This window comes from Candidatus Methylomirabilis sp. (assembly GCA_036000645.1).
Lineage (GTDB): Bacteria > Methylomirabilota > Methylomirabilia > Methylomirabilales > JACPAU01 > JACPAU01.
This window is the reverse complement of record DASYVA010000193.1, coordinates 1-11,912: the sequence shown is the minus strand read 5'-3', so window position 1 is coordinate 11,912 and position 11,912 is coordinate 1. Positions and strand designations below refer to the sequence as shown.

The window sequence follows — 11,912 nt, the reverse complement described above, 5'->3', positions numbered from 1 at the left end:
ACAGGGGGAAGAGGCGCAGGTGCAGCTCCTGGGCACGCTTCCAGTCCCCGTTCAGGGCCGCGTGGGTCATCGCCACCACGTCGGCCGGGACGATGTTCGCCACCACCGAGATGACGCCCGCCCCGCCCACCGCCATGAGGGGGAGGGTCAGGGTGTCATCCCCCGAGAGGAAGCAGAGCTTCCCCCGGCACAGCACGATGTCCTGGGTCATCTGCTCGACGTTGCCGGTCGCCTCCTTGATCCCCACGATGTTCTGGTGCTCCGCCAGCTCGGCCACCGTCTCCGGCAGCATGTTGACACCGGTCCGGCCCGGGATGTTGTACATGATGATCGGGATCTCCACGGCGTCGGCGATGGCCCGGAAGTGGGCGGTCAGGCCGGCCTGGGTCGGCTTGTTGTAGTAGGGGTTCACGATCAGCACGCCGTCGGCGCCGGCCTCCTTGGCGTGCCGGGTCAGCGCGATGGCCTCCGCGGTGCTGTTGCTCCCCGTCCCGGCGATCACCGGCACCCGGCCTGCGGTGGCCCGGATGGTCTCCCGCACGACGGCGTGGTGCTCCTCGTGGCTCAGGGTGGGAGACTCCCCCGTCGTCCCGCAGGGGACGATGGCATCCGTCCCCTGCTTCACGTGGAACTCCACCTGCTCACGGATCTTCGCCGTATCCACTGCCCCGTCCCGGAACGGGGTGACCATGGCCACGATCGAGCCCTGGAAGAACCGTTTCATCGTCCGCCCTCCTCCCCCGCCGCTCGCCCCGGCGGGCCGCTCCCTCGCCCCGCTACAGTTCCTCCGGAATCTCCTCCCCCCGGATCAGATCCTCGTAGGTCTCCCGCCGCCGGATGACCAGGTACCGGTCCCCCTTCCCCAGGACCTCCGGTACCCGGGGCCGCGCGTTGTAGTTGGAGGCCATGGTGAAACCGTAGGCCCCCGCGCTCATCACCGCCAGCAGTTCGCCCGGCTGCGCCGCCGGCAGCTCCCGATCCTTCGCCAGGAAGTCACCCGACTCGCAGATGGGGCCCACCACGTCCGCCATGAGGGGCGGGGTGCCCTCCTTCCGGTGGACGGGGAGGATGGCGTGGTAGGAGCCGTAGAGGCTCGGGCGGATCAGGTCGTTCATGCCGGCATCCACCACCACGAAGTGCTTGGCCGGCGCCTCCTTGGTGTAGAGGACCCGGGTCACCAGGATGCCGGCATTCCCCACGATCACCCGCCCGGGCTCCAGCACGATGGTGCACTCCAGGTCCTTCACCACCCCGATGAGCGCCTCCGCGAAGACCTGGGGGATCGGCGGCTCCTCGTCCTTGTAGGTGATGCCCAGCCCGCCTCCCACGTCCAGGTACCGGATCTCCAGTCCCAGCGCCCGCAGCTCTCGGACGAGCTCCGCGATCTTCTCCAGGGCATCCACGAAGGGGCCCACCTCGGTGATCTGCGAGCCGATGTGCTGGTGGATCCCCACCACCCGGATCCGGGGGAGCTCCCGCGCCAGCTCGTACGCCTCCACCGCCTGGGAGATATCGATGCCGAACTTGCTCTTCCGCAGGCCGGTGGAGATGTAGGGGTGCGTCCGGGGGTCCACGTCCGGGTTGATCCGAAGGGCCACCTTGGCCTCCACCCCCATGTTGGCGGCCACGTCGCTGATGACCTGGAGCTCCTGGGCGGACTCCACGTTGAACATGAGGATGTCGGACTTCAGCGCGTAGGCAATTTCCTCCCGCGACTTCCCGACGCCCGCGTAGACGATCCGGTCGGGGGGGATGCCCGCCCGGAGGGCCCGGAACAGCTCCCCCCCGGAGACGACGTCCGCCCCACCGCCCATCCCGCCGAAGAGTTTCAGGATGGAGAGATTACTGTTCGCCTTCAGCGCGAAGCAGAGGAGATGCGGGATCGGGGCGAAGGCCTCGTCGAACACCCGGAAGTGGCGGGTCAGGGTGGCGTGGCTGTAGCAGTAGAAAGGGGTGCCCACCTCCCGCGCGATGGTGGGAAGGGGGACCTCCTCGCAGTGGAGGACGTCGTCCCGGTACTGGAAATGGTGCATCGCGCCTGGGCCCTCCGCTCCGGGCTGCCCCGGGCGGCCGGCGGCGCAGCCCGGCGGGCGGGACGAACGACGCAGGTGGCGCAACTCTCGGGTCGCGCTATTTCTACCACGGCGGCGCGCGGGGTGTCAAAGGGAAAGTGGCAACGGCCAACGCACACAGCGACAAGCGAGGGGGAGTGGGGTCGGCAAATCGTTGCCGATCGGCGCACCGGGACGCCCTCGGTCCCAGACAGACCGCGAGCGCCGAGGGTGGCCCCGGCGCCCGTGGAATGCCCCTCGCAATCCGAGCTGCTCTCGCGGCTCAGTACCCGCCGCCGCCGCCGCCGTTGCCACCGCCACCTGCGGGTTCCTGGTACGGCGGCGGGGACGCTCCCGATGCGTGCTCTAGCGTCTGGCAGGCGCCGAGCAGCATGAAGGCAATCCCGAGTAGCGCTGCATAGCCCAACCTCTTGTGGAGCATTGAGGATCTCTCCTCCCGAGGGGAGTGTCGGTCCACCGGGCTCAGCAGTCCTCATCACAAGGAACTCCCTCCCCCGACCCGGGGTTCCCGCAGGGAGGCGGTCGGAGGCTGGCGTGGCGGTTGAACCCCCCGGGTTGACCTCAACTCATTTCGGTTGAATTCGATGGATCAACCGATTAGAATTGAGCTATGCCTTCCGCGCACGCAAAGCCACTCTTTGTAGTCGTGATCGGAGATATCGTCAGATCGCGGCGTCTGGGGCGTCCCGAGCGCGCAAGAGCCCAGGCGCAGCTCAAGAGGGTCCTGCTCCGCATCAATCGGGACTACAAGAAGAGTATCTGTACCCCATTGCAATTCACCGGTGGGGATGAGCTCCAGGGGGTCTTCCGGACCGCGGTGCTCGTCTTCGAGGTGATCAACCGCATTCGAGAGGCCATCTTCCCGGTGCCGGTGCGTTTCGGGATCGGGATCGGGGAAATTACCACTCCGCTTTCTCATCACCCTGCAGAAATGGATGGGCCTGCATTCCATAGAGCACGGGACGCGCTCAGAAGCGCGAAGGAGTTCCTGGGGCACACGTGTCTTTCCTCCGAACAGCCCGGTCGGGATGAGATGGTCAACGCCTGGCTCGATGCCCTCGGCTTTATCCGGTCAGGGTGGAGCGCCAGAGCGCGCGAGGTCATTCGTCTCCATGAAGAACTCCACGCGCTCGAACCCATTGCGAAGAAACTGGGCATCTCCATGCAGGCAGTGAGCAAGCACCTCCGAGTCACTGGATATAAGGCCTACGTACGCGGCGAGAAGGTGATGCTGGGGCTCCTGGCCGCGTATGACGATTCAACCTCTTGTGGTTGATACGATGAAATCATCCTGATTCGGTAACGCTTCGGCCCGACGGCCGGGGTGTCGGGTGAGCGGATCCGTCTCTCCATACCCCTCGCCGCCCTCACGGCTTCCGACCTTGCGGCAGGAGATCACGTGGAGCTCTGGAGACATTCGGTGCAGAGCCTATGGCAGGGCTACCGCGACCCGACCGCCATCGTCCTCTCGGGCTATGTCATTTCCGTCTGGGTCGGCGGTATTCTGGTGCGCAGGTTTCTGGACACCATCCAATCGTTGCGCGGGGTGGATCCGGGGCTCAGGGATGCTGGGAAGCGCATCGGGCAGTTTGAGCGATTCCTCGTGACCACGCTGACCGTCTTGGACCAGTATAACGCGATCGCCTTCGTGTTTACGGCAAAGTCGATCGCGCGTTTCAAGAAGATTGAGGCAACGCCCGCGTTTGCAGAGTATTATCTGGTCGGAACCCTGGCGAGCGTATCGTTCGGGATGCTGGTAGGTCTGGGGATCAAGGCAGGACTCACGCTCCTCGGGTGGACCAGATGAGGGCGAAGACCAACGCGGGGTGTTGGCGCTCGGGCAAGAGCGGCGGTGGCCCAGGCTGCCGTGTCCGACGCGGGCATCCGACGCAGACCCGACAGATTGTTGCCAGCCGATTCGCCGGTGACAGCCGTGCGTTCGGCGGGGACGACCTTGACGGGCCCCGGCGCCCTGGGGTACGGTGGAAGCGCGGCGGGTGCTCTTGCGTGGCAGCACGGGGGGACGTCTGGTGGGCGTCTTGACCTTCCTCATCGCCGTGGCGGCCCTGATCATCGCGATCGCCGCCTACGCGCGAACCGGCGGGATGCGGGACCTCCGGCGCCAGGTAGACTCGCTCACGTCCACCACCGAGGGGGTGAGGGAGAAGACCGCCGATGTCCTCTCGCGGATGGAGCGGCTCATCCGGGGGAGGGAGAAGGCGCCCCCGGAGCAGGAGCGCGCGGAGGACCGAGGGGACCGCCCCCCATCCGCCTGACGCGCGGCCCTCGCTCGCCGGGGCCCTGGCGGCGGCCAGAGAGGGCCCAGCGTGTTCCGTCAGACCTCCGGCTCCAGCCTCTGCCCTTCCTGCGGGAAGCTCAACAGCGTGCAGGCGCCCGTCTGCTTTTACTGCGGGCAGCGGAACCCCGGGCTCTGGGGGTTCGGGCCCAGCCTCACGCGCCTCGTCGGCCAGCTCAGCTTCGCCCGCGTCGTCACCGCGGTCTGCATCGCCGCCTACGCGCTCTCCCTGCTCCTGGATGTCCGCGCCGCCCTGCGGCTCCGGGGACCCCTCAGCATCCTCGCGCCGGGTGGGGGCGCCCTCGATGCCCTCGGCATGACCGGCGCCGCCGCCTGGGCCCTCGGGCGGTGGTGGACTCTCTTCACGGCCATCTACCTGCACGGGAGTCTCCTGCATCTCCTGTTCAACGTGCTCTGGGTCAATCAGCTCGCTCCCATGGTCGGGGAACTCTACGGGCGCTCGCGGCTCATCCTGATCTTCACGGCGGGAGGGGTGCTGGGCTTCGTGGTGTCGAACGGGGTCGGGGTGCCGTTCACCATCGGGGCCTCGGGGGCAATCTTCGGCCTGCTCGGCGCCATGGTCTGCTACGGCCGGAGTCGCGGCGGGACCTTTGGCGTGGCGATCCTCCGGCAGTACGGCCAGTGGGCCCTGGTCCTTTTCGTCCTGGGGTTCCTGATGGCCGGCGTGAACAACTTCGCCCACGCGGGAGGCTTCGCCGGCGGCTACCTGGCCGCAGCCGCGCTGGGCCACAGCGACCGGAAGCCGGAACGGGGCGCCCACCAGTTGGCGGCTGCGGCCATCATCGCCCTCACGGCCCTCGGCTTCGCCCTCGCCCTCTGGACCGCCTTCCTGCGCTGACACTCATCTCGGCCCTCGCGCCAAGGCCCAGGCGATGGCGGCCCTCCGTGCACGCCCGGAAGAAACACCACGGGCGCCGAGGACACCCCCGGCGCCCGTGTGATGCGTGCCGCGTGGTGCGCTTCACTTCAGTACGGTGGTGTTAATCCTGATGTTGTCAACCTGGATCGCCTGGCCCCTGGGCCCTGTGAACCATCCGCTATCAACGACGAGCTGAATGCCCACGACAGGGAAATTCCCGAGAGCAGCTACTGCCTGCGCATATGTCCCGAGCTGACCCCCTGACGCAGCGAACTGGGTAGCATCATACCTGCCCGCGTCGGTGTTCCCGATCAGATTCCCTGTGCTCTGCCAGCCGAAGAGGCATCCCGTGAAGTTGGGTGAAGGCCCGAGGTACACGAACACATTTCCGTCCGACACTCCGTCGCCGTCGATATCGATGTTGATCTGGAAACGGGGTGAGCCGCCGCCGCAATCCGTGGCCCCAACATTGAAGTCGGCGCTCAGTTGGGAGATGCCGGCGAACGTCAGGGGCGTGAACGATTGGAAGTTCACACCCGAGAAGGTAAATGTCGGGCCGCTGGTGTCGCATGAGGGTGGGGAGCCTGTAAACGTGCACCTCGATGTCAGTTCGACAGCCCGTGTATTCCCGATCCCACCAATCACCTCGGTGGCGGAGCCAAACAGTGAAAACTGCGCCTCTACCGAGGGCACACCCATAAGCACCGCTACAGCGCATACTCCTGCCGCCATCGCTAGCTTCTTGATATTCACGACCTCTCCTCCCTCCACGTAACTCCAAGAGGTCTGAGATCAGAACGTCGGTTCGGTTTTGCGGGCAGAACACTGGGGGGGTGGCCCCCGAATACGGAAACGCCCCCGGTGCCCGCACGCATGGTCAACGGGAGCGTGGAGAGATAATCCAGAAGCCTGATCCCGGGGCATCGTGCTTCCCCCGGTGGCTGGGCAGATAGATTGTGGGGGCTGACCGCAGTCTAGGCGGCGCCGGAGGAAGCTGTCAACGGCAAAGCAGCTCCGGAGGCAACCGCCCTCATGGGCCGGCTCGCACCTCTGCGGCGGGGATGCTCTCGTTGCCCCGACGGGACCGGTCCACCGCCGTGACCGTATAGGCCACGAGGCCGGGCGGGGGGCGGTCGAGGTACTCCGGGTCGGGAACCGGAGTGGCGGTGAGCAGGACCCGGCGGCCGTCGGGGAGGGCCCGGCGGTACACCCGGTACCCGAGCAGGTCCGGCTCGGGGCTCGCCGCCCAGCGCAGGCGGATCGCGTCCGCTTCCCGCACGGCGGTGAGATTCCGCGGCGGCGCGGGCGGCGTCCGGTCCTCGGGAACCGCCTCGGCCGGCCCGGCCGGCTCGCTCTCCCGCGCGCCCGGACCTTCTCCCACCACCGCCCGGACCGTGTAGCGGTACCGGCGCTCGGTCTGGACATCCAGGTCCACGTAGCGGGTCCCCTGGACCGGGAAGCGCGTGACCCGGGCCGGGCCGGGACCGCCGGGCTCTTCCCGGTAGACGTGGTATGCGCCCCCGGATGGCGCGTCGCCCGCGGGTGGCGCCTGCCAGGAGAGGGTCACGAACCCCTCCCCGACCTCGGCCCGAAGCGCCCGGGGCGGGGCGGGCGGGGGCCGGAGCTCCACAACGGCGGAGGCGGGCAGCCCCGAGACGCCCCGGTCGCTGACCGCGACGATCTGGTACGTGTACCGGACGCCCAGGGGGAGCGGCTCCCGGGCCCCATCCGCGTACCGGTAGGTCTCGCCCTCTGGCGTCGCGCTCTCCGGCCGGACGGCCGGGACGGCATCCAGCAGGCGGAGCGGGGAGGATTCCCCGGCGGGGCCGCCAGGCAGGGGGTCCGCCCCGCGGAGCAGGACGAAGTGGTTCAGGTCGGTGAGCGGGGAGCCGTCGGCATTGCGGGTGGGCCGGGCCCAGCGCAGGAGGACCGTTTGGCCATCGGTTACGGCGCGCAGGGTGACGGCGGCCGGGACGGCAGGCCGCGGGGGGACGGGCGGTCCCTTCCGCCCGCAGGCGGAAAGCAGCAGCGCGAGGATGGCCAGGCAGAGCGGGGGAGCGACCCGCCGGGAGGCCGGTCCGCTCACGCCTCCCCCTGGGCCAGCCGCAGGCGGGCGCGGGCCTCCCCCAGCGCCTCCCGGACCCGGGCGCGCGCCGTCCCGCCCGCCGTCAGGCGCCGGTCCACGCAGGCCTCGAGGCGCATGAAGGCGTAGACGTCCTCGGTGAAATAGGGAGAGAAGGCGCGCAGCGCCTCCAGGGGCAGGTCTTCTATCCGCTTCCCCTCGGCCAGGCACTTCCGGACGATCTGGCCCACGACCTCGTGAGCCTGGCGAAACGGCAGGCCCTTCGCCGCCAGGTAGTCGGCCACGTCGGTCGCGTTCAGGAAACCCTCCTCCGCGGCGGCCCGCATCCGGTCGGTCCGGACCTGCAGAGCCCCCACCAGGGAGGCCAGGACGGCCAGGGTCCCCCTCAGGGTGTCGGCGGCGTCGAAGACCCGCTCCTTGTCCTCCTGGAGGTCCCGGTTGTAGGCGAGGGGGAGGCCCTTCAGCGTGGCGAGCAGGGCGACCAGATCGCCGATGACCCGGCCGGCCTTCCCGCGGGCCAGCTCGGCCACGTCGGGGTTCTTCTTCTGGGGCATCATGCTGGAGCCGGTGGCGAAGGCGTCCGGCAGCTCCAGGAACCCGAACTCGGCCGAGGCCCAGAGGGTGATCTCCTCCGCCAGGCGGCTCACGTGGACCATGGTGATGCTGGCGGCCGCCAGGAATTCCAGGGCGAAGTCCCGGTCGCCCACGGCATCCAGGCTGTTGCGGCTGACCGCGGGGAAGTTCAGGAGGCCGGCCAGGTACTCCCGGTCCACCGCGAACGTGGTCCCGGCTAACGCGCCCGAGCCGAGGGGGAGCACGGTCACCCGCCCGAGGCAGTCGGCGAAGCGGGCGGCGTCCCGCTCGACCATCTCCACGTAGGCCAGGCAGTGGTGGGCGAAGAGGACCGGCTGGGCCCGCTGCAGGTGCGTGTAGCCGGGGAGGATGGCCTCCGGGTGGGCCTCGGCGAGCGTGAGCAGGGCTTCCTGCAGGCGCAGGAGGAGCCGGCGGACCTCGCCGATCTCGCCCCGCAAGTAGAGCCGGAGGTCGAGGGCCACCTGGTCGTTGCGGCTCCGGCCGGTGTGGAGCTTGCCCCCCAGCGTCCCGATCCGCTCGATGAGGCGGCGCTCCACGTACAGGTGGATGTCCTCGAAGGAGGGATCGTCGGGGACGCCCTCCTTCTCGATCTCCCGGCCCACCTCCTCCAGGCCCCGGACGATCTTCTCCATCTCCTCGGAGGTGAGCACGCCGGCCTTCTGGAGGGCGCGGGCCCAGGCCATGCTCCCCTCGATGTCGTGGCGGGCCAGGCGCTGGTCGAAGGGGAGGGAGGCCGTGAAGGCCTCCACCAGCTTGTCGGTCGGCCCCTCGAAGCGCCCGCCCCAGGGCTTTTTCTCCACGACCCCCTCTTTCCTGTTCCCCCGGCCCTTCTACCGGCGGCGACCCGGCGCCTTCTGGGTCAGGGCCCGGATCCGCAGGCGGAGCGCGTGCAACCGGATGAACCCCTCGGCGTCCCGCTGCCGGTAGACCGGGTCCTCCTCGAACGTGGCATAGGCCGGATCGTACAGGGACACCTTGGACTTGCGCCCCACCACGGTGCAGTTGCCCCGGTAGAGCTTGAGGCGCGCCGTCCCGGTGACGGTCCGCTGGCTCTCCTCGATCGCCGCCCGCAGCATCTCCATCTCGGGCGAGAACCAGTAGCCGTAGTAGACCAGCTCGGCGAAGCGGGGTATGAGGCTCTCCCGCAGGTGCATCACCTCCCGGTCCATGGTGATGGACTCCACGGCCCGGTGGGCGACGTGCAGGATGGTCCCCCCGGGCGTCTCGTAGACCCCGCGCGACTTCATCCCCACGTAGCGGTTCTCCACCAGGTCTACCCGCCCGATGCCGTTCTTCCCGCCGACGGCGTTCAGGTGGCTGAGGAGGGCAACCGGCGGGAGCCGACGGCCATCCACGGCCACCGGCACCCCCTGCTCGAACTCCACCTCCAGGAGGGTGGGACGGCCCGGGGCCTTCTCCGGGGCGACCGTGAGGGTATACATGTCGGCCGGCGGCTCCATCCAGGGATCCTCGAGGACCCCCCCCTCAAAGGAGATGTGGAAGAGGTTCCGGTCGCTGCTGTACGGCTTCGCCTTCGTCACGGGGACCGGGATGCCGTGCCGCTTGGCGTAGCCCAGCAGGTCCGACCGGGACTTGAACTCCCACTCCCGCCAGGGCGCGATGATCCGGATGTGGGGGTCGAACGCCAGGTAGGTCAGCTCGAAGCGGACCTGGTCGTTCCCCTTCCCGGTGGCGCCGTGGGCGACGGCGTCGGCGCCTGCCGCCCTTGCGACGGCCATCTGCCCCTTGGCGATGAGGGGGCGGGCCATGGAGGTCCCGAGCAGGTAGCCCCCCTCGTAGACGGCGTTGGCCTTCAGGCAGGGGAAGACGAAGTCGCGGACGAACTCCTCTTTCAGGTCCTCGACAATGACCTTGCTGGCCCCGGTCCGGAGGCCCTTCTCCCGGACCGGACCGATCTCCTCCCCCTGCCCGATGTCGGCCACGAAGGCGATGACCTCGCAGCCGTACGTCTCCAGCAGCCACCTCAGGATGACGGAGGTGTCGAGCCCGCCCGAGTAGGCCAGGACGATTTTGCGGACCTCGCTCGCCATGGGTTTCCCAGAGGGGACTGTCAGCGATGATCCCCCAGGAGGGTGACCAGGAGGGCCTTCTGCGCGTGCAGGCGGTTCTCCGCCTCGTCGAACACCGCCGAGTGGGGTCCCTCGATCACCTCATCGGTGATCTCCTCCCCCCGGTGGGCCGGCAGGCAATGCATCACCAGGACGTCGGGGCGCGCCAGGTCCACGAGAGCCCGGTTCACCTGGAAGGGCCGGAAGACCTTGGCCCGCTTCGCCCGCTCCTCCTCCTGCCCCATGCTCGCCCAGACGTCGGTGTACAGGACATCGGCTCCGCGGGCCGCCGCGGCCGCGTCGTGGACCACGTGGATCTGGGCCCCCGCCCCCTTGGCGTCCTCGCGGGCCTGGTGCAGGATGCTCGGGTCCGGCTCGTAGCCCTTCGGGCACGCGATGGTCAGGTGCACCCCGGTCTTCGCCGCCCCGGTACACCAGGAGTTGGCCACGTTGTTCCCGTCCCCGATAAAGGCGACCCGGCATCCCGCGAGGCGGCCCCGCCGCTCCTGGATGGTCAGCAGGGCGGCCAGGATCTGGCAGGGGTGCAGCAGATCGGTCAGGCCGTTGATGACGGGGACGGTGGCGTGCTCGGCCAGCTCCACCACCATCTGGTGCCGGAAGGTCCGGGCCACGATCCCGTCCACCCAGCGCGAGAGGTTGCGTGCCCCGTCGGCCACCGTCTCCCGCTCCCCCAGGCGGATGTCCTGTGGGGCGAGGTAGATGGCGTGCCCGCCGAGCTGCGTCATCCCCGCCTCGAAGGTGACCCGGGTCCGGAGGGAGGGCTTCTCGAAGATGAGGGCCAGCGTCTTGCCCGGAAGCAGGATGTGCGGGATCCCGGCCCGCTGCTTCGCCTTGAGGTCGGCGGCCTGCGTGAGGAGCGCCGCGACCTCGGCCGCCGACCAGTCGTGCAGGCTGATGAAATCGCGCTTCATCCCGCGGCCTCCGCCAGGACTCCCTCCAGGATCGCCAGCCCCTCGTCCGCCTCGGCCTCGCCCAGGATCAGGGGCGGGACCAGACGCAGGACGGTGTCCCCCGCGGTCAGGATCAGGAGGCCCCGCTCCCTGCACTTGGCCACGAGGCCTTTCGCGTCCGCGGCCACCTCGATCCCGATCAGAAGCCCGCGGCCCCGGACCGCCTTGATGAGGGGCAGGCGGGCCTGCAGCGCCCGCAGCCGGTCCAGGGTCCGGGCGCCGACGCGCGCCGCCCGGGCCGGCAGGTCTTCCTCCAGGATCGTCTGCACGGTCTCGAGGGCGACGGCCGAGGCGAAGGGGTTGCCGCCGAAGGTGGCGGCGTGACTGCCCGGGGTGAACGCGGCCATGACCTCCTCCCGGGCCAGCATCGCCCCCATCGGGATCCCCCCGGCCAGCGCCTTGGCGAGCGTCAGGATGTCGGGCTGGACATCGTCCTGCTGATAGGCGAAGAGGGTCCCGGTCCGACCGAGGCCGGTCTGCACCTCGTCGAACATCAGCAGCGTGCCCCGCGCGTCACAGATCCTCCGGAGGCCGGCCAGGTACCCGTCGGCGGCCACCCGCACCCCCCCCTCTCCCTGGATCGGCTCGACGAGGATGGCGGCCGTCCGGGCATCCACCGCCAGCTCCACTGCCCGGAGGTCGTTGAAGGGGACGTACCGGAACCCCGGGACCAGCGGCTCGAATCCCTTGTGATACTTCTCCTGCGCCGTCGCGCTCACGGTGGCCAGCGTCCGGCCGTGGAAGGAGCCGTCCATGGTGATGACCTCGGTCCGGTCGCTGCTGAACCGCTCCTTCGCGTACTTCCGGGCGAGCTTCAGGGCCGCCTCGTTCGCCTCCGCCCCGCTGTTGCAGAAGAAGGCCCGGTCGGCGAAGGAGTGCCGGCAGAGGAGTTCGGCGAGCCGCGCCTGGGGCTCGATGTGGTAGAGGTTGCTGACGTGCAGCAGCCG

At 69.2% G+C, this 11,912-nt stretch carries 12 protein-coding genes; 4 read left to right on the top strand and 8 right to left on the bottom strand.

What is annotated here, in order from left to right; genetic code table 11:
- Both dapA and lysA read right to left on the bottom strand, forming a co-directional pair.
- The coding region (dapA, locus tag VGT06_10935) for a 4-hydroxy-tetrahydrodipicolinate synthase (protein ID HEV8663635.1) at window positions 1-724 on the bottom strand (724 nt) is incomplete at its 3' end.
- A gap of 52 nt (window positions 725-776) precedes the next feature.
- On the bottom strand, window positions 777-2,033 hold the full coding sequence (lysA, locus tag VGT06_10930; GenBank protein ID HEV8663634.1) for a diaminopimelate decarboxylase: 1,257 nt from the start codon (window positions 2,031-2,033) through the stop codon (window positions 777-779).
- Between the two features lie 649 nt (window positions 2,034-2,682).
- On the opposite strand from lysA, the gene VGT06_10925 reads away from it, so the two are divergent.
- The 4 genes from VGT06_10925 (at window position 2,683) to VGT06_10910 (ending at window position 5,227) form a co-directional block, all read left to right on the top strand.
- Window positions 2,683-3,348: a SatD family protein gene (locus VGT06_10925; GenBank protein ID HEV8663633.1), complete on the top strand. Its 666-nt coding sequence runs from the start codon at window positions 2,683-2,685 to the stop codon at window positions 3,346-3,348.
- 123 nt (window positions 3,349-3,471) lie between these two features.
- Window positions 3,472-3,879, top strand: coding sequence for a hypothetical protein (locus tag VGT06_10920; GenBank protein ID HEV8663632.1), 408 nt, complete (start codon window positions 3,472-3,474; stop codon window positions 3,877-3,879).
- Between the two features lie 223 nt (window positions 3,880-4,102).
- Window positions 4,103-4,348, top strand: a complete 246-nt coding sequence (locus VGT06_10915; GenBank protein ID HEV8663631.1) for a hypothetical protein — start codon at window positions 4,103-4,105, stop codon at window positions 4,346-4,348.
- 51 nt (window positions 4,349-4,399) lie between these two features.
- On the top strand, window positions 4,400-5,227 hold the full coding sequence (locus VGT06_10910; GenBank protein ID HEV8663630.1) for a rhomboid family intramembrane serine protease: 828 nt from the start codon (window positions 4,400-4,402) through the stop codon (window positions 5,225-5,227).
- Window positions 5,228-5,350: 123 nt separating this feature from the next.
- Here VGT06_10910 and VGT06_10905 read toward each other — a convergent pair whose 3' ends face one another.
- The 6 genes from VGT06_10905 to VGT06_10880 form a co-directional block, all read right to left on the bottom strand.
- Window positions 5,351-6,001, bottom strand: a complete 651-nt coding sequence (locus VGT06_10905) for a hypothetical protein (protein ID HEV8663629.1) — start codon at window positions 5,999-6,001, stop codon at window positions 5,351-5,353.
- Between the two features lie 277 nt (window positions 6,002-6,278).
- Window positions 6,279-7,334, bottom strand: coding sequence for a fibronectin type III domain-containing protein (locus VGT06_10900; GenBank protein ID HEV8663628.1), 1,056 nt, complete (start codon window positions 7,332-7,334; stop codon window positions 6,279-6,281).
- Window positions 7,331-8,725 carry an argininosuccinate lyase gene (argH, locus tag VGT06_10895; protein ID HEV8663627.1) on the bottom strand — a complete coding sequence of 465 codons (1,395 nt, stop codon included), beginning with the start codon at window positions 8,723-8,725 and terminating at the stop codon, window positions 7,331-7,333. Before argH ends, VGT06_10900 begins: the two co-directional genes overlap by 4 nt.
- A 30-nt stretch (window positions 8,726-8,755) precedes the next feature.
- A complete protein-coding gene (locus VGT06_10890; protein ID HEV8663626.1) occupies window positions 8,756-9,976 on the bottom strand; it encodes an argininosuccinate synthase in 1,221 nt (406 codons plus the stop codon).
- A gap of 20 nt (window positions 9,977-9,996) precedes the next feature.
- Complete coding sequence (gene argF, locus VGT06_10885) at window positions 9,997-10,926, bottom strand: ornithine carbamoyltransferase (GenBank protein ID HEV8663625.1); 930 nt, start codon at window positions 10,924-10,926, stop codon at window positions 9,997-9,999.
- Window positions 10,923-11,912: aspartate aminotransferase family protein (locus tag VGT06_10880; protein HEV8663624.1), on the bottom strand; the 990-nt coding region annotated here is incomplete at its 5' end. The genes VGT06_10880 and argF, both read right to left, overlap by 4 nt.